Annotated in this window: 19 protein-coding genes and 2 pseudogenes; 11 read left to right on the forward strand and 10 right to left on the reverse strand. The window is 63.8% G+C overall.

The genetic code is table 11. The features are described from left to right. On the reverse strand, nucleotides 1-749 hold a 749-nt coding region (locus ACFE99_RS13245), incomplete at its 3' end, for a DUF6542 domain-containing protein (RefSeq protein ID WP_375485955.1). A 119-nt stretch (nucleotides 750-868) separates the two neighbouring features. Between ACFE99_RS13245 and ychF the strand changes: the two genes are divergently transcribed. The 3 genes from ychF (at nucleotide 869) to ACFE99_RS13260 (ending at nucleotide 2,681) form a co-directional block, all read left to right on the forward strand. Then, on the forward strand, nucleotides 869-1,960 hold the full coding sequence (gene ychF / locus ACFE99_RS13250; protein ID WP_375485957.1) for a redox-regulated ATPase YchF: 1,092 nt from the start codon (nucleotides 869-871) through the stop codon (nucleotides 1,958-1,960). A gap of 155 nt (nucleotides 1,961-2,115) precedes the next feature. Beyond that, a complete protein-coding gene (locus tag ACFE99_RS13255; RefSeq protein ID WP_375485959.1) occupies nucleotides 2,116-2,313 on the forward strand; it encodes a type II toxin-antitoxin system VapB family antitoxin in 198 nt (65 codons plus the stop codon). Continuing rightward, nucleotides 2,310-2,681, forward strand: a complete 372-nt coding sequence (locus ACFE99_RS13260; RefSeq protein WP_375485961.1) for a type II toxin-antitoxin system VapC family toxin — start codon at nucleotides 2,310-2,312, stop codon at nucleotides 2,679-2,681. The genes ACFE99_RS13255 and ACFE99_RS13260 overlap by 4 nt, the downstream gene beginning before the upstream one ends. Nucleotides 2,682-2,696: 15 nt before the next feature. Here ACFE99_RS13260 and ACFE99_RS13265 read toward each other — a convergent pair whose 3' ends face one another. Next, entirely contained in the window at nucleotides 2,697-3,377 is a 681-nt protein-coding gene (locus tag ACFE99_RS13265; RefSeq protein ID WP_375485990.1) for a guanylate cyclase, read from the reverse strand. A 41-nt stretch (nucleotides 3,378-3,418) separates the two neighbouring features. On the opposite strand from ACFE99_RS13265, the gene ACFE99_RS13270 reads away from it, so the two are divergent. Further along, entirely contained in the window at nucleotides 3,419-3,580 is a 162-nt protein-coding gene (locus ACFE99_RS13270) for a hypothetical protein (RefSeq protein WP_375485963.1), read from the forward strand. Here the strand turns inward: ACFE99_RS13270 and ACFE99_RS13275 are convergent. Further along, entirely contained in the window at nucleotides 3,577-4,395 is an 819-nt protein-coding gene (locus tag ACFE99_RS13275; RefSeq protein WP_375485992.1) for an adenylate/guanylate cyclase domain-containing protein, read from the reverse strand. The two genes, ACFE99_RS13270 and ACFE99_RS13275, sit on opposite strands and share 4 nt — an antisense overlap. Nucleotides 4,396-4,629: 234 nt before the next feature. On the opposite strand from ACFE99_RS13275, the gene ACFE99_RS13280 reads away from it, so the two are divergent. Continuing rightward, nucleotides 4,630-6,039 (forward strand): glucose-6-phosphate dehydrogenase, encoded by a 1,410-nt coding sequence (locus tag ACFE99_RS13280; protein WP_375485965.1) that lies wholly within the window; start codon nucleotides 4,630-4,632, stop codon nucleotides 6,037-6,039. Nucleotides 6,040-6,049: 10 nt separating this feature from the next. Next, nucleotides 6,050-7,077: pseudogene (gnd, locus tag ACFE99_RS13285) on the forward strand (phosphogluconate dehydrogenase (NAD(+)-dependent, decarboxylating)). Nucleotides 7,078-7,173: 96 nt separating this feature from the next. On the opposite strand, the gene ACFE99_RS13290 reads toward gnd, so the two are convergent. Both ACFE99_RS13290 and ACFE99_RS13295 read right to left on the reverse strand, forming a co-directional pair. Then, nucleotides 7,174-8,037 carry an alpha/beta fold hydrolase gene (locus ACFE99_RS13290; RefSeq protein ID WP_375485967.1) on the reverse strand — a complete coding sequence of 288 codons (864 nt, stop codon included), beginning with the start codon at nucleotides 8,035-8,037 and terminating at the stop codon, nucleotides 7,174-7,176. Nucleotides 8,038-8,092: 55 nt separating this feature from the next. Next, nucleotides 8,093-9,268, reverse strand: coding sequence for an amidohydrolase family protein (locus ACFE99_RS13295; RefSeq protein ID WP_375485969.1), 1,176 nt, complete (start codon nucleotides 9,266-9,268; stop codon nucleotides 8,093-8,095). Between the two features lie 133 nt (nucleotides 9,269-9,401). On the opposite strand from ACFE99_RS13295, the gene ACFE99_RS13300 reads away from it, so the two are divergent. Further along, a complete protein-coding gene (locus ACFE99_RS13300) occupies nucleotides 9,402-9,875 on the forward strand; it encodes a VOC family protein (protein ID WP_375485971.1) in 474 nt (157 codons plus the stop codon). On the opposite strand, the gene ACFE99_RS13305 is transcribed toward ACFE99_RS13300, so the two are convergent. Beyond that, the gene (locus tag ACFE99_RS13305; RefSeq protein WP_375485974.1) at nucleotides 9,876-10,505 is read right to left on the reverse strand and encodes a TetR/AcrR family transcriptional regulator; all 630 of its coding nucleotides are present in this window, start codon (nucleotides 10,503-10,505) and stop codon (nucleotides 9,876-9,878) included. It lies immediately after the preceding gene. Nucleotides 10,506-10,683: 178 nt separating this feature from the next. Between ACFE99_RS13305 and ACFE99_RS13310 the strand changes: the two genes are divergently transcribed. From ACFE99_RS13310 to ACFE99_RS13320, 3 genes are read left to right on the forward strand one after another with little or no spacing between them, the layout of a single operon-like run. Then, on the forward strand, nucleotides 10,684-11,277 hold the full coding sequence (locus tag ACFE99_RS13310; protein WP_375485976.1) for a mammalian cell entry protein: 594 nt from the start codon (nucleotides 10,684-10,686) through the stop codon (nucleotides 11,275-11,277). Then, entirely contained in the window at nucleotides 11,274-11,831 is a 558-nt protein-coding gene (locus ACFE99_RS13315; RefSeq protein WP_375485978.1) for a hypothetical protein, read from the forward strand. Before ACFE99_RS13310 ends, ACFE99_RS13315 begins: the two co-directional genes overlap by 4 nt. An 11-nt stretch (nucleotides 11,832-11,842) precedes the next feature. Next, nucleotides 11,843-12,748 (forward strand): alpha/beta fold hydrolase, encoded by a 906-nt coding sequence (locus tag ACFE99_RS13320; RefSeq protein ID WP_375485980.1) that lies wholly within the window; start codon nucleotides 11,843-11,845, stop codon nucleotides 12,746-12,748. A gap of 1,119 nt (nucleotides 12,749-13,867) precedes the next feature. Here the strand turns inward: ACFE99_RS13320 and ACFE99_RS13325 are convergent. From ACFE99_RS13325 to ACFE99_RS13340, 4 genes are all read right to left on the reverse strand, one after another. Beyond that, nucleotides 13,868-14,464 (reverse strand): alpha/beta hydrolase, encoded by a 597-nt coding sequence (locus ACFE99_RS13325; protein ID WP_375485982.1) that lies wholly within the window; start codon nucleotides 14,462-14,464, stop codon nucleotides 13,868-13,870. Further along, nucleotides 14,461-14,679, reverse strand: a complete 219-nt coding sequence (locus ACFE99_RS13330; protein ID WP_375485984.1) for a hypothetical protein — start codon at nucleotides 14,677-14,679, stop codon at nucleotides 14,461-14,463. The genes ACFE99_RS13325 and ACFE99_RS13330 overlap by 4 nt, the downstream gene beginning before the upstream one ends. Before the next feature lie 234 nt (nucleotides 14,680-14,913). Continuing rightward, the gene (locus ACFE99_RS13335) at nucleotides 14,914-15,333 is read right to left on the reverse strand and encodes a hypothetical protein (RefSeq protein ID WP_375485986.1); all 420 of its coding nucleotides are present in this window, start codon (nucleotides 15,331-15,333) and stop codon (nucleotides 14,914-14,916) included. Nucleotides 15,334-15,336: 3 nt separating this feature from the next. After that, a complete protein-coding gene (locus tag ACFE99_RS13340; RefSeq protein ID WP_375485988.1) occupies nucleotides 15,337-15,564 on the reverse strand; it encodes a hypothetical protein in 228 nt (75 codons plus the stop codon). 262 nt (nucleotides 15,565-15,826) lie between these two features. Here ACFE99_RS13340 and ACFE99_RS13345 point away from each other — a divergent pair. Next, a pseudogene (locus tag ACFE99_RS13345) lies at nucleotides 15,827-16,201 on the forward strand (DUF1298 domain-containing protein); the annotation flags it as partial.

Consider the following 16,201-nt stretch of genomic DNA (forward strand, 5'->3'; position numbering starts at 1 on the left):
TCCAAGTCTCGGGCGTGGGTGGGGCGACGGCGTCGCCGGCGCTCAACGGCGGGGTCCGATTGCTCGTCCAGCGGCGGTCGGGCATGGCGGGAGCGAGTGGGTGCCGGGCGTTTGGCGGGCCGACCCCGGTCGGCAGCCCTGGCGGATTTCCCCTGACCCACTGCGTGGACTCGACGCGAGCTCCTGGCGGGTTTCTTCTCGGCCTCGGCAGCCGAATCACGACTGAAGAGCGATGCGATTTTCGCCGCGATTCCGCCACTGCGGATGCCAGGGGCGGCCTGGTCGCCGTCGGTTTCGGCGGTCACCCAGGCACGTGCCGCAATCCCGAGGTACCAGCGCACCATGCCGATCACTAGTACCCCGGCCGAGGTGAACAACATCAGCGGGAAGCGCTCGATCAGCGGGTAGCCGCAGTTGATCAGGATGTCTTTGACGCCGGTGATCTTGGCGCCGTGGAAAAGCCAGTAGGCCCCCGGCACGGTACAGAACAAGATGAGGGGTGGCTGGATGACGGCGGTGAAGACGCCGGACTGTCGCACCGCCAGCACCGCCGCCACGCAGCCGACGATGTACAGGCCAGTGAAGACGCTCGTCAGCTCCTTGTTACCGGAGCCGGCGTCGTAGGCGAACCCGGCGGCCGTTGCCGTTACCGCGATAACGATCGCCGCCCACCACGGCACACCCGCGAGGCTGGGGTGGATCGAGCGATGATCCGCCGCTACCGCCGACCGCGCCCGCTGTGCTGACACAGTCTGACCGTACCGGCTGTGGACTCAAACCACTGTAAAGAGCTAGTGAACCGCCCGGGCGTGCCCCGGCTAGGTGCCGGGCTGCTGGCGGCGCCGCCGATCCATAGACTTGGCTCCCTGTGGCTCTGAATCTGGGGATCGTCGGTCTGCCCAACGTCGGCAAGTCGACGCTGTTCAATGCGTTGACCAAGAACGACGTGGTGGCCGCCAACTATCCGTTCGCCACGATCGAACCGAACGAGGGCGTCGTCCCGCTGCCCGATCCGCGGCTGGCCAAGTTGGCCGAAATTTTTCACTCGGAACGGATCGTCCCGGCGACGGTGCGGTTCGTCGACATCGCCGGCCTGGTCAAAGGCGCGTCAGAGGGCGCGGGCCTGGGAAACAAATTCCTGGCGAACATCCGTGAATGCGACGCGATCTGCCAGGTGGTGCGCGTGTTCTCTGATGACGACGTGGCACACGTCGCCGGTCAGGTCGACCCGAAATCAGATATCGAGGTCGTCGAGACCGAGTTGATCCTCGCGGATTTGCAGACTCTCGAACGCGCGGTGCCGCGGCTGGAGAAGGAAGCCCGCAACAACACGGAACGCAAACCGCTCTACGAAGCAGCCGTGGCCGCCCAAGAACTGCTCGACGGGGGGACGACGTTGTTTTCCGCCGGTGCGGACGCCTCGGTGTTGCGCGAGCTCAACCTCCTGACCACCAAACCCTTCCTGTATGTCTTCAACGCCGACGAAGCGGTGCTGACCGACACCAAGCGGGTCGCCGAACTCCGCGAACTCGTCGCACCGGCCGACGCCGTCTTCCTCGACGCCAAGATCGAAGCCGAACTCACCGAACTCGACGACGAGTCCGCAGCCGAGTTGCTGGAGTCAATCGGGCAGACCGAGCGCGGACTTGATGCGTTGGCCCGGGCCGGTTTTCACACCCTCAAGCTGCAGACGTTTTTGACGGCGGGTCCTAAGGAAGCCCGCGCATGGACCATCCATCAGGGCGACACCGCGCCGAAGGCGGCCGGAGTGATCCACTCCGACTTCGAAAAGGGCTTCATCAAAGCCGAGATCGTGTCCTACGACGACCTGGTCGCCGCCGGGTCGATGGCCGCCGCCAGGGCCGCCGGCAAGGTCCGAATGGAGGGCAAGGACTACGTGATGGCCGACGGCGACGTGGTCGAGTTCCGTCACGGAACAACAACAAAGCCGAGCCGGTAGACGGTTTTATGCCACAACTGACGCATGTGACCTTGGACATCGACGGAATGCGGTCCCACCGAACGCGGTGACGTCGGAGTCAGACCGTGGCTGGCGGCTTCCAGCGCACACCATTATCATCATCATATGATGCAATTTCTGATGCAGAGGTCTCGATGAGGACAACGGTGACCATCGACGACGAGCTCTTGGCCCGGGCGAGCGAGCTGACGGGTATCACTGAGAAGTCCGCGCTGCTTCGCGACGGGCTGCTCACCCTGATTCGGGTTGAGAGTGCCCGCCGACTTGCCGCTCTGGGAGGGTCGGATAAGCAGGCTGGCGCGACCCGGCGCCGTCGGGGTTCCGCGAGGTGATTCTGGTCGACACTTCAGTGTGGATCGACCATCTGCGCTACGCCGACCCGCAAGTGGTCGCCCTTTTGGAGACCGATGAGGTCGGGTGTCACTCGTACGTGATCGAGGAATTGGCTCTCGGATCGATCAAGCAGCGCACCGTGGTCTTGGAGCTGCTGGGAAGTCTGCGCCAGTTCCCCCTTATCACTCACGCTGAGGTGATGACGCTCATCGATGGACGCCGACTCTGGGGGCTTGGACTGAGCGCAGGGGACGCACACCTGCTTGGTTCGGTGTCGCTCGTTGAAGGGGCGCAGTTGTGGACGCGCGACAAGCAGTTGATCGCCGCGTGCCGTGAAGTCGGGATCTCATACGTCGATGAGTCCTGACAGGCACAGCCCAGACTATGCTGTGGTGACAGTGATTTCAGCGCCCAGCTGGTATCCGGAAGCCAGCGGAAGTTTGTCACCGCTCCAAAACGAACCCGGATCGAACCAGTTGTAGTACTTCTCCGTCGACAGCAATCCCATTTCCTCGTAGGTGAGTGCCACGGTCTCGGCGCAGTAGGCGCTCTCCAGGCCGACTTCACGGTGTCGAGCCTTCCGCCGCTGTGTCGATTCGCGAACCTTCTTGTCCACCACAGGGATTCCCTGAACCCAGTCGTACACGGTTGGAAGTCGACCTCGGAACCACCGGCCGGTGAGCCGTGCCGTGCTGGGAAACGGGGTGCCGTCCATACGGGCGATAACCCGCAGCAGCCGGTCTTCCTGCTCGCGGCTGGCATACGGGGTCAGCTGCCGCAGCCAGCATCGCTGCCCGTACCGGTGCATCCACCGCTCGACAGCTTGGCGAGCGTCGTTGAGCTGCACACCGCGATGGTTGGTTCCGGTCCATACATCGGTGAGCTTTTCGCCCAGCTCGGCATGCCAAACCAGCGGCGGTAAATCCTCGATCGCCACAGTCATCGCGACATGGTTGACGGGGCTGTTCGACAACGTCTGGATGGCGCGGTCGGGCGCGGAGTGGCCGCGAAACAGCCAAATGTCGCCGGTTCGGGTCTCCTCCAGCGCGCGGTCCAGAGTCACGGTACCGGTGTCCACCACTGCACGATATGCAGACTGATCCCATGCGCAACATCTGGAAATGGGTCGGATTGGCCAGCCTCGTCGGCGTCGCCGCCGGGGGAGCGCTCGTTGTTCGCGATCAGCGGCGGCGAAACGCCTATACGCCCGACGAGATCAGGGACCGTCTGCATCAGCGGTTGGCGCAGTCCGGCACCGAGAGCTAGTCGGCGGCTTCCACGGCGTACAGGCGGTGGGTGCCGCTGAAGCCCTTCAACTGCGCCTCCCTGCCCTCGTCGACGCTGATGTCGTCGCAATCGCTGATAGCGTCGCGCACAGGTTCGCTGACCAGGATCTCGCCGCCGGCGGCCTCACCGGCGACTCGTGCAGCCATCGCGACGTTGCGACCGAATAGGTCGTCACCGCGGCGCACCGACCGACCCATGTGGATCCCGATCCGCACCCGAAACCCATTTCGGCGCTTCAGTTTTGCGCCATTCTGCAACGCACGCTGGATGTCGAGGCCGCAGCGCACCGCTTGCTCGGCTTGAGAGAAGGCCATCATGAAACCGTCGCCTTGGCTCTTGACCACATGTCCGCCGTGGTTCTTGACCAACTTGCGGACCAGCTTGTCGTGCTCGCCGATCAGCTTGACCCAGGCGCGGTCGCCGATGCGTTCGTTGAGAGCGGTGGACTCCTCGATATCGGTGAACAGGATCACCACGCGGCCGTCCGGAGTGACGCGGGCCAGATCGGGCCGCTCCACCTGGGCCCAGTCAGCGAGGTCTTCGATGGAGCTGCGCACCACGGCGCCCAGGCCCTCCTTGCGGACCAGGTTCGCCGTCTGCCACACGGTCTTGACGGCTTCGCGGCCCCCGGACAGCAGCCAGCTGCGGGTGTCGGCCCGGTGCCGCAACTCATCGGCCTCCCGGCGACTGTGCACCAGCAGCACCGACACTGTGGCCAGCGCCGCGGCTTCGATCACGGCGATGGCGGCCACGATGTAGACCACGATCATCGGGGCAGCACCCATGCCACGAATCTTTCCCGATCGCTCTTGCGGTCGGCCGAACAGGTAAGCCCGAGCGCCTGGCCCGCCGTGTTTGGTGGGTGTGAAATCCGGTCATCTATTGAACGCGCTGCATACGCGGCGTCGTGGCCTGCCCACAGCTGAGGCGACGGCGGCGATTGGTTGTCGGGCATGCTTAGGGTTGATCGTGGCCGCCGCGGGGGAGCGAGTTGTTGCTGGTTGAGCTATTGCCTTGGAGGTGCCGGTTTGGCCGAAGGTGACGGTCGTCCCGCCGATTTGCTGGTGATCTTCGGCATTACCGGGGATCTGGCCCGCAAGATGACGTTTCGGGCGCTGTACCGGCTTGAGCGCCGCAAGTTGCTGGAATGCCCAGTTCTGGGTGTGGCCAGCGATAACATCACCGTCGAGCAGCTGATCGACCGCGCCCGCGAAGCGGTCAAGGACAGCGGCGAGAGCTTCGACGAGACGGTGTTCAAGCGGCTGGCGCAGCGGTTTTCTTACCTGTCGGGCGATGTCACCGATGATGGTCTGTACCGCGAGCTCGCCGAGCAGATGGGCGCAGACCGCCAGCCCCTGTATTACCTGGAAATGCCGCCGGCCCTGTTCGCGCCGATCGTGGAGAACCTGGGCAAGGCAGGCCTGCTGGAGCGCTCACGCGTCGCTGTCGAAAAGCCCTTCGGACATGACCTTGCCTCCGCGCAGGACCTCAACGCTCGGATGCATGCGGTGCTCGACGAAAAGCAGATCCTTCGCGTCGACCACTTTTTGGGCAAGCAGCCCGTCGTCGAGCTGGAGTACCTGCGCTTCGCGAACCACGCGCTGGCTGAGCTGTGGGATCGCCGCAGCATCTCGGAAATCCACATCACCATGGCCGAGGATTTTGGCGTCGAGGAGCGCGGCAAGTTCTACGACTCCGTGGGCACGCTGCGCGACGTCGTCCAAAACCACCTGCTGCAGGTGCTGGCGCTGGTGGCGATGGAACCGCCGGTCGGCTCGAGTGCCGACGATCTCAACGACAAGAGGGCTGAGGTTTTCCGCGCGATGCCCGCGCTTGACCCCGCCCAATACGTACGGGGGCAGTACCGCGGCTACACCGACGTCCCCGGCGTGGACCACAATTCGAAAACCGAGACCTTCGTCGCGCTGCGGATGGAGATCGACAACTGGCGCTGGGCGGGGGTGCCGATCTTCCTGCGCGCCGGCAAGGCACTGCCCGAGAAAGTGACCGAGGTTCGGCTGTTTCTGCGCCGCGTTCCTGCATTGGCGTTCCTGCCCAACCGCAGGAAGGCCGAGCCCAACCAGATCGTGCTACGCATCGACCCGGATCCGGGGATGCGCCTGCAGTTGGCCGCCAATGACGGCAACTCGTGGCGAGCCGTGAATTTGGACTCCTCGTTCGCAGAGGACCTCGGTGAACCGCTGCGGCCCTACGAGCGTCTGCTGCACGACGGGCTGATCGGCGATCACCAGCTGTTTGCCCGTGAGGACAGCATCGAAGAGACCTGGCGGATCGTGCAGCCACTGCTCGACACACCGGGTCAGGTCCATCCCTATGAGCCCGGTTCCTGGGGACCCGAGGCGGCACAGTCGCTGCTGCGCGGCCACCACGCATGGCTGGAGCCGTGGATGCCGGGGGACAAGCAGGCACGACGATAAGGAGGACGGGATGCAGCTGGGGATGATCGGCCTGGGCCGGATGGGCGCCAACATCGTGCGCCGTGTGGTCAAGGACGGGCACGAATGCGTGGTGTACGACCACAATCCCGACGCGGTCAAGGCATTGGCCGGTGAAGACAACACGATCGGCGTGTCGTCGCTCGCAGAACTCGCGGAAAAACTCAACGCGCCGCGAGTGGTGTGGGTGATGGTGCCCGCCGGTGACATCACGACCGGGGTGATCGAGGAGCTGGCCAAGACGCTGGAGGCCGGTGACACGGTGATCGACGGCGGCAACTCCTACTACCGCGACGACATCCGGCACTCAAAAACCTTGTCCGAGCGCGGAATTCGCTTGCTGGACTGCGGCACCAGCGGCGGCGTGTGGGGCCGCGAGCGCGGTTACTGCCTGATGATCGGCGGCGACGCGGATGCGGTCGCGCAGGCCGAGCCGATCTTCGCCAGCGTCGCGCCCGGGGTGGAGGCCGCCCCGCGCACGCCGGGCCGAGACGGTGAAGTCGCTCAGTCCGAAAAGGGCTATCTGCACTGCGGGCCGTCCGGCGCGGGGCACTTCGTCAAGATGGTGCACAACGGCATCGAGTACGGCATGATGGCCTCGCTTGCCGAGGGGCTGAACATTTTGCGCAACGCCGACATCGGCACCCGCATCCAGAAGGGTCAGGGCGACGCGGAAACAGCACCGCTCGCCAATCCTGACTTCTACAAATACAACTTCGACATTCCCGAGATCGCCGAAGTGTGGCGTCGGGGCAGTGTGATCGGGTCGTGGCTATTGGATCTGACCGCGATTGCGCTGCAGGATTCGCCTGATCTCGGCGAGTTCACCGGGCGGGTCTCCGACTCCGGTGAGGGGCGGTGGACCTCCATCGCGGCTATCGACGAGGGAGTGCCCGCGCCGGTGCTGACATCGGCGCTTATTCGCGGTTCGCGTCGCGACGTCTCGATGAGTTCGCCGACAAGGCGCTGTCGGCGCTGCGTAAGCAGTTCGGCGGTCACGAGGAAAAACCCGGCGAGTAGCCCGCGCCTAGCTCGTGCGCCGCGCCGAATATGCCTGGTGTCACGCCTTTTCGGCCGATGCGTGCACCAACTGCACGCTCGGCGGCGTGAGCACGGCTACTGGTTGACGAAAGCCACCACGGCGTCGCTGAATGCGTCATTGTCGTCCCCCGCCGCCGTGTGGCCGGCATCGGACAATTCGACGAATTCCGCATTAGGCACTGTCGCCAAAAAATGCTGGACCCCTTTACGGCTGACCACATCTGAGAGCTTGCCGCGGATCAGCAGGACCGGGACCTTCAGCTCAGCAGCGGCCTGCTCGAACTTCTCGGTGCGCAGTTGTGGGTCGTCGCCGGGCTTGGTCATAAACGCGGGATCCCAATGCCAGTACCAGCGCCCGTCGCGCAAGCGCAGGTTCTTCTTCAAACCCTCCGGGTTGCGCGGCCTTTTGCGGTGCGGCAGATATGCGGCCACGGCATCCGCGGCTTCCTCGAGCGAGCTGAACCCGTGGATGTGGTTGAACATGAAGTCGCGGATACGGGCACTGCCGCGCTTTTCGAACCGCGGTACCACGTCGACCAGCACTAGGCGGGTCACCTTGTCTGGCCCCGCCCGATGCGCGACGAGGATGCCGGTCAGCCCGCCCATGCTTGCCCCGATCACCACCACGGGTCGACCGATTGCATCGAGGACATGCATCACATCGGTGGTGAGGGTCTCCACGGCGTAATCGGCACCGGGCGCGCGGTCGCTGTCACCATGACCGCGGCTGTCGAGCGCCACCACATGAAATCCCTGATCGGCGAGGATCTGACCGGTGTTCTTCCAGGAGAACCGATTCTGGCCGCCGCCATGCAACATCAAGACCGTCGGGCGAGCAGCCGATGCGGTGGAGCCGCGATTCCACTCGTCGGCGACCAGGGTGATCCCGCCGGCGCCGGAAAACGTGACCGTCTCGGGGGTGCTGCTCACAGTGCTCACGGGCGTCCTCTCGACAAGGCTCGCACCTGACGTTACCGGGGCAGTTTGCCCGGTTTCACCCGTGGTCGGCGTTGAGTGCGGCAGTGGGCGCCGGAGGCAGGGGAGCATCGGGGAACAACTCATGAAATGCGCCGAAAAGAATCCGATCCCTGGTCTTTTCGTCGACGTCGTCGAACAGCTGATGCAACGTCGCCTGGGTGTGGCCGAAAGTGCCTTCTATATGTGGATAGTCGCTGCCCCACAGCACATTGCCGAAGCCCATCGCCGTCACCGCGGCGACCGCCGAGCTGTCATGTTGAAATGACGCGTACACCTGCGAGTAGATGATTTCCCGTGGGCTGCGAGAAAGCTTGGGCCGTACCACCATTGCATGCTGGCGATAACCCTCCTCGATCCGGTCGGCGATGAACGGCACCCACGTCGCACCGCCCTCGGATACCAGCACCTTGAGGCCCGGGTGACGATCCAGTGCACCGCAAGCCACGAGCTTCATCGCCGCTCGCTGACCGCCGAACGACGTCTCGGCGTAGTTGAGCACTGCGCCACCCGGCCCGTGATATGTGACGCCGATCGACCCGCCGCCGGCGAAGTCGATGGGCTCGGTCCCGATGTGTAAGGCGATGACCATGCGCGACTCTTCGGCGGCGGTCCAAAACAGCTCCCACTCGTCATGGTGGTAGTCGCGCTGGGCGGGATGGGGGGCGACGGGTAGGAAGACTGCCTTGAAACCCATTGCGGCGCAACGTTTCAGTTCCTCGACGGCGTCGTCGATGTCCAGTGTCGACACTTGCGCGGTCGGGATAAGCCGCGGCGAGTAGTCCATCAGCGTCTCTTTGGCCCAGTCGTTAGAGGCCCGCATTGCTTCGCGCAGCAATTCCGGCGTCCGAAACGAACTCGACCACATGCCCAGTGACGGGAACACCAGCTCCGAGCAGATGCCTTCCTGGTCGAGGTCGGCCAACCGCTTGCTGACGTCGCGCGCCCCAGCAGCTGCCATCGTGGCCGCCATGAACTCTTGTTGCGCGACGCTGGGCAGCCGGCGACGAAAAACCTGGCCGTCGACGTAGATCGTCTCCCACCGGCCGTCGGCGTCTTTTTCCGTTCGAGGTACCAGCTCAGCCAGCCGCTTGGGCAGCCGCGACCGCCACAGGTCAGCCGGCTCGATGAAATGCGAGTCGGCCGAGTTGGCCCACAACTTGACCGGTGTCTTGTGTTGTGCTGCGACGGTCATGGGCTTCCTTGGCAAGTGAAGCAACATATTAGAACCAGATTCTAATACCGTCAACGCCTTGCCTCGATGATTTCCGGGCCGCGCCCGAGTCGATTACTGACGAGCGATGACGACGACAGCTAAGGAGGCGCCCATGCCCGCGATCACCCCGGCACTGTGGTTCGACGACAACCTGGAGGATGCCGCCGAGTTCTATACCTCGGTCTTCCCCAACTCGCGGATCGAGGCCCTCAACCGGTTCACCGAGGCCGGCCCCGGCGAGCCCGGTCAGGTGGTGTCCGGCACGTTTGTGCTCGACGGCACCCGCTTTTTCGCCATCAACGGTGGCCCGCAGTTCCCGTTCACCGAAGCGGTGTCATTTCTGGCCAGCTGCGCAGACCAAGACGAGGTCGACTATTACTGGAGCCGGCTGACCGACGGCGGCCAGGAATCACATTGCGGCTGGTGCAAGGACCTCCATGGGCTGAGCTGGCAGATCGTTCCGGAACGACTCTTCGAGTTGCTCGGCGATCCGGACCCAGCTCGCGCCGCCGCGGGTACCAAGGCGATGCTGGGTATGCGCAAGATCGTCATCGCCGATCTTGAAGAAGCCGTGGCGCAGGCTTGATCACCCAATCAGCCGGTCGATCCACTCGATCGTCGCCTCGATAATCGCCGTCACCTCGCTGCGGTCGTCACACCCGGCCGCCATCAGCGACGACTCCGCCATGGTCGCCACCAGAATCCGGCGCAGCAGCAGAGCACGCAGCGAGTCGTCCAACTCCAGCACCGACATCCAGCTGCCGAAGGCCGCGGTCATGCGTTTGCGCCGCGCGGCCTCAAACCCGGCCGGTGTGTCGTCGGAGACCAACACCTCGGCTGCTCGGCGGTTCTCCCACATCGCCTCCAGGTATGCCCGGACGTGCAGCTCGAATGCGCGCCGGCGGTCGACCCGCTCGTCGGCCTGGTGCAGCGCCGCCTCGATACGGCTGTCGACGGCCTGGGCCATCTGCTCGAAGATGGCCAAAAACAGCTCTTTCTTTCCGCCGAAGTGGTGATAGATGCTGCCGATGCTGGCGCCCGAAGCGGCCACCACATCGGCCATCGTGGTGGCGGTGAAACCCTTGGTCGCAAAGACATCGGTCGCGGCGTCGAGGATGCGCCCTTGAGTCGCACCCGTTTTGGCCCAGCGGCGGGCGGGACGCGCGTCGCGGCCGGCGCTCGGGATGCCATCGGTCGGCTGTGCCGAAGTCGCCATAAGAAGACGGTAACGCGGCCCTCGATGCCGCAACCTGTGCAGAGCATGACGCTGGCCGAGACATCGCCGGCTCGGCTCGGCGTCGCAGAGTGCAGACCGGCCGCTTGGACGTACGTTGGACCGTACCGGCAGCGGTATGCCGGCCGATCCGTCTGGAACCGGCCGAACAGGAGCGAACATGGCAGACGATGCGGCGGACCCGGAATTGAGCCGGTCGACCGCGCACGGTGAACCGGAAAGTGCCGGCAGGACAGCCGACGCCGGCCACGCGCCGCCCACGACCCGCGCGATCGCGGCCGAGCGGTGGGCATTGGTCGCCGGGCTGACCGGCGTCGTGGTACTAGGCGCCTTGGTCGGGTGGCTGGGGTTCCGTGCCTATGAGTCCCACACTGCCGCAGTTCAGCGCAACGTGTTCCTCGAGGTGGCACGGCAGGGCGCGGTCAACCTCACCACATTCGACTACCAGCATGTCGACGCCGATGTGCAACGGATTCTGGGATCGGCGACCGGAACCTTTTACGACAACTTTGCTCATCGATCGCGCTCGTTCACCGATGCCGTCAAACGCTCGCAGTCAAGGTCGGCCGGTGCCGTGACCGAGGCGGGAGTGGAATCGCAGACGCGCGACGAGGGACAGGTGCTGGTGGCGGTTACCGTGAAGACCGTAAACCACGGCAGCGCAGAGCAGGAGCCTCAGGCCTTACGAATGCGTATCACCGTGCACAAGATGAGCGACGGAGGAAAGGTTTCCAACGTCGCATTCCTGTCATGACCGATCCGTACTCCGGCAGGGCCGACAACCGCCGCGGCGCAACGGAACCGGCGCCGGCATCCGAGGGTCGTGTCGACTGGTGGCGCGTGCTGGTCTATGGTCTGCTTCCCAGCCTGGCGTTGTTGCTTGCCATCGCGGCGGCTCTGTTGAAGTGGCACGACTCCTCTGACCGGAATATTGACCTTGCGCGCGCCGAATCGGTTCAGGCGGCGAAGGATACGACGACGGCACTGCTGTCGTTTACACCTGACACGATCGATCAGCAGGTGCATACCGCGCGGGATCTGTTGACTGGCGGATTCCGTGAAACGTACCTGCAAGTGACCCGGGAAGTGCTGATTCCCAACGCAAAAGAAAAGCACGTCACGGCCTCCGCCACTATCCCCGCCGCAGCTTCGGTTTCAGCCACCGAAAACCACGCGGTGGTTTTGGTGTTCGTCGATCAGACCGTCACGATCGGTACCTCGCGGCCGAACAATGCGACCTCCAGTGTCCGGGTGACGTTAGACAAGGTCGGCGAGCGATGGCTGATCTGTGGCTTCGACCCGGTGTGAAGGATGAGAGGATGACCGAACCCGGCTGGATCAATGTGCAGGCTCCCGGCGTCGAATTGAAAGCCCTCACCTGGGGGCCGGCCGACGGCCCGATCGCCTTGTGTCTGCATGGATTTCCAGACACTGCTTATGGCTGGCGCAAGTTCGCGCCCCGACTGGCCGAGGCGGGTTGGCGGGTGGTCGCCCCCTTCATGCGGGGTTACGCCCCATCGTCGATTCCCACGGACGGCAGCTACCACATCGGGGCATTGATGGACGACGCGCTGCGGGTGCGCTCGGCAGCGGGCGGTACCACCGGCGACGTGGTGATCGGCCACGACTGGGGTGCGATCGCGGCGACGGGTCTGGCCGCCATGCCGGACAGCCCGTTCGCCAAGGCAGTGATCATGTCGGTGCCGCCGGCGGCGGCGTTCCGTCCGCTGGGTCGAGTGGCCGACGTCGGCCGGTTGCTCGCCACGCTGCCGCGGCAACTGACCCGTAGCTGGTACATTCTTTACTTCCAATTGCCTTGGCTGCCAGAGCGTTCGGCGTCGTGGGTGGTGCCACGGCTGTGGCGGCGATGGTCGCCCATCTACGCCGCCGACGAAGATCTACGCCACGTCGACGCCGCGATCGGTACCCCGGAAAGCTGGCGGGCCGCATTGGGACCGTACCGGGCCACCATCCGTAACACCCGCCCGCCCGCACGTTACGCCGAACTGCACCGATACTGGACTGCCGCACCCGTATTGCCCAGCCTGTACCTGCATGGTCGCGACGATGGTTGCGCCACAGCTGATTTCGCACATTGGGCAGCGAAAGCCCTGCCCGATGGCAGCGACGTGGCGATCGTCGAACACGCTGGACACTTCCTGCAACTCGATCAGCCGGAAAAGGTGAGCGAGTTAGTGCTGAAGTTCATCGGTTCGCCCGTGTAACGAGGCGGGCTGGGAGTCGGATACGGGCCCGGCAGCAATGCGCCGCTGCTCCTTGTTAGGGCCGGAATGTTAGGTAGAGGGCAGCAATATCACTGTCCAAAACACGTCGGCGGTTAAGCGAATCATGATGCTCCAGCCACGCTTTGCGGTCCCGGGCAGGTACGCACCGAGGCGAAACAATGAACATACGCTTGCCATGTGGGGTACGCGACCTCGGTTTGCATCACCTGTCCGCACGTGAAAAGCCCACTCGAAACTGGTGCAATCACCTCGTGGACGAAGTCTGTTAATCACCGTGGGAAACGGTACCCCGTCTTTCCGTAAGCTGCCTGGGAAGCATGGCGACGAACCGATGATTGTCGGCGGATAGGTCGGTGGATACGCGGCTTTTACTTGCAGTACATATCCATCTGGCGCGTAGCCGAACCTGTTGGGCTTCTCGAAGCCTTGACGCTCAAGAACTTGCCATCCCCAGCGTTTCCATATGTCACCGATCTGACTGATAACGGCGTTTGTTTCGATACCCGTCGGAAGGTTTAAGTCGCCCCAGAATGCGAAGCTGACTGCGGAATTCTCATCCTTCGGCTCATCTTCGCAGTATGTTGTTCCCGAACCGGCCCCGCTGTATCGAGTCCCGTCCACATTAGTTCCTGGGGGAAGCGCATCAACGGTCTGCTGAATGTATTGGAGCACAGTGTTTGCGCTTCTTCCTGACTGGCAGGAATTTTCGTTGAGGGAGCGACCGGAGTCGGTTCCATCGGACCTCCTGGAATAATTGTTGTACCCGATGGCGCGTGCGGGTCGGATTGCTTTGGCGGGGATGCGTCGGATGAGCACGCACCGAGCAGCCCGACTATGAGCAAAACAGCCAATAAGCGGAGCGGATCGCGGGTCGTTGGTGCTGTCATGACGGCTAAGGCGTAAATGTAGGCGGCGTGACGTCGGTTCTGCCGGCGATAATACGGCCCATATTGTCAAGTGCCGGATTAAGAGGGTCCCAGTAGCTGCTGTGGGCTGCCACTGACGGTAGACCGAGGGGCAAGGCCGGTCCGGGCGCTGCTTCAAATGGTATGCCTCCGAACGGTGCGCCCATCGGGTCGGGGCCGAGGGTCATACCGGTTACCACGCCGATGATGTCATTTGTGCTCGGGTGGCGAATACGTGGGCGCCGGGATCGAGATTGAGGTCGCTGGCATGGCCGGCGAGCACCCCTGGGCTGCCCACCGCGACGACATTGTTGGCATCCAGGCGGTGGCCGTTGAGTGCAGCTGCGCCGACTTCGGTGGAGCCATAGCTGTGGCCGATGACCGTGTTGAGCGATGGGCCACCGGTAAGCGCATCGTTGTGAGAGGCCCGCAGCCCGGCTTGGAAATCGTCCAGCGCAGCGGCCCCGTTGTGCGCGTAACTGGTTGACGCAGCCTCGAGCACGCTCATTGGCCGGTCATAGCCCATCCATGTGGTGACCGAAACATCACCGGGCCGTAGACTTTTATCGGCGTTGAGTGTAGCCTGCAACATCCTTTCGGATTTGCCGGCGCTGGCATCAAAGCGGGTGAGATCTTGGCCGGTCCCGGGCACGAAGGTGGCGTTGCGTTTAGCGGTGTCGGGATTGTTGATAGCGACTGCGGCGTGGCCCTTGTCGTCGATGATTCCGAGATACCTGGGTAGTTTGCCTGGTTGGACCTTATCCGGTGGCGGGCCGAGCGCTTCCTTCACCTTTGCATAACCGTCATGCGCGCGATCAGCGGCATCCCAACGGTTTTCCAGTCCGCGTACCCTTTCGACATCAAAAAGGGCGCTTTGCCGTTAGCCCAATCCGGATGCGCGGCGCGTAGGCCGTCAAGCTCGGCCTGATTCGCTTTTTGCAATTCGTCGAGATGCATCCGGTTGTAGTGGTCCTTCCCCAAGTGGTCCGGGGGATCCCAGGGCATTCCGGGATGGTTGCCGATGTTGTGGTCTTGGCTGTAGAGCCAGTCTTTTTCCTCCGGGGTGAGCTGATTCCACAGGTCGTTGAACTGCTTGGGATCCTCGGGCAGCGGCTTGGACAGCGCATCCTGAATCTGCGGCCGATTGTCATGCGGTCCGGGCGGGATCGGCTTGCGCCATCAGCCATATTGATCGCGGCGGCAAGCTCGGAGTCGACCGCGTTGGCCTCCGCCAAGATCTCATCCAGCCTGGGCTGTAGCTGCTCCTCGGCGATGAGGGCCTCTATCGGCAAAACCCTTGAATGTCGAACTCGACACAACCGCGTTGGTGATCGGGTCGATCGTCATGTGCAGCGCGGCGGCATCGGCCCGTAGCTGACGAAACTTGGCCTGTACGTTTTCAATACCGTCGGCGGCTTGGTTGGCCGCACGGCCCACCGCCAGCGCCTCGTTGCCGTGGGCATCGAGGTCTTTTCGGATCTGCGCGTTTTGGTGTTTCCTGGCTTCGGCCGTTTGACCTTCCCAGGTGTCGAAGACCGCGAGCGATCCCAGTTGGCGCGAGACCTCCAAGGTGGCCTGTCCCCGCGCGGTGGCCACGTGAAACACCTCCCGCACCGCTTCGGCGTTCCAGCGATCAACATCGGCCACCGTCAGCGTCACGGTTCAATCCCGAGCGGCGCCGGCGGCCCCGTTCGCGTAGTCGGCGACGGCGCGCAGCTTCTCAGCGTTCTCACGCTCCATCGCCGCAAAATCGATGGCGTCATTGTGCAGACCGAGCGCATGTTCACCGACCATGGTCAGCAACGCCTGAGAGGTAGTCAGCCAGGCTGTCAGCCGCGCATTCAGCGCTGCCGCAGAACTACCGACCCAGCCGGGCTGCGCGGCCTCCATCCGGTTGTTGGGACGACGTATGTGCAATCGCCAGGTCCTCGCCCTGCCCGTGGGCGCGCGGCAGAATACGCCAAGGTCTCCAAGTCGACTCGCAACTCTTCTTGAGCTGCCATGTCCGTTACCACCTCGAAATCCGAAGCTGCTGAGTATCCCATACCAGTACCAGGAATTGGGTGCAAGTCGCGCACTACTGTTGCTCAGCAAATGCCGCCGGATACCGTTGTCGTCCGAGCGGACAAACGGGCGAACATGGAAACGACGAATGACGAAGCACCGGATGGCGGCGGTCGACGCCCAGTTCTATTGGATGTCGACCAAAATCCCCAACGATCAGTTCCTCCTCTACGCGTTCGGAAGCCAACCGGCCGATCTGCGCACGGAAATAGAGGAAGTTCGTGCCCGGGCCCGAGCGTGCCCAGACCTGGCCATGCGGGTCGACGACGGCCGCGCGCTCACCTATCCGACGTGGGTGCCGGCGGACGTCGACCCCGATCAGGTGGTCTGCCACGAGCTGGCCGACAACACCTGGCACGGCTGTCTGGATGCCCTGGTGCGGTTGGCAGACCACCAGCTCGACATCCGGAAGATGCCGTGGCGGCTGCACCTGTTCACCGCAGTGCGCGACATTCCTCCCCAC

Origin of the sequence: uncultured Mycobacterium sp., assembly GCF_964249325.1 — a bacterium.
Classification (GTDB): domain Bacteria; phylum Actinomycetota; class Actinomycetes; order Mycobacteriales; family Mycobacteriaceae; genus Mycobacterium.

Excerpts from the sequence above, each read along its gene's own strand:
- ACFE99_RS13255 (WP_375485959.1), top strand. The coding sequence starts at position 2,116 with ATGAGGACAACGGTGACCATCGACGACGAGCTCTTGGCCCGGGCGAGC.
- ACFE99_RS13270 (WP_375485963.1), top strand. The coding sequence starts at position 3,419 with ATGCGCAACATCTGGAAATGGGTCGGATTGGCCAGCCTCGTCGGCGTC.
- ACFE99_RS13295 (WP_375485969.1), bottom strand. The coding sequence starts at position 9,268 with ATGACCGTCGCAGCACAACACAAGACACCGGTCAAGTTGTGGGCCAAC.
- ACFE99_RS13300 (WP_375485971.1), top strand. The coding sequence starts at position 9,402 with ATGCCCGCGATCACCCCGGCACTGTGGTTCGACGACAACCTGGAGGAT.
- ACFE99_RS13305 (WP_375485974.1), bottom strand. The coding sequence starts at position 10,505 with ATGGCGACTTCGGCACAGCCGACCGATGGCATCCCGAGCGCCGGCCGC.
- ACFE99_RS13310 (WP_375485976.1), top strand. The coding sequence starts at position 10,684 with ATGGCAGACGATGCGGCGGACCCGGAATTGAGCCGGTCGACCGCGCAC.
- ACFE99_RS13315 (WP_375485978.1), top strand. The coding sequence starts at position 11,274 with ATGACCGATCCGTACTCCGGCAGGGCCGACAACCGCCGCGGCGCAACG.
- ACFE99_RS13320 (WP_375485980.1), top strand. The coding sequence starts at position 11,843 with ATGACCGAACCCGGCTGGATCAATGTGCAGGCTCCCGGCGTCGAATTG.
- ACFE99_RS13330 (WP_375485984.1), bottom strand. The coding sequence starts at position 14,679 with ATGCCCTGGGATCCCCCGGACCACTTGGGGAAGGACCACTACAACCGG.
- ACFE99_RS13340 (WP_375485988.1), bottom strand. The coding sequence starts at position 15,564 with ATGGAGGCCGCGCAGCCCGGCTGGGTCGGTAGTTCTGCGGCAGCGCTG.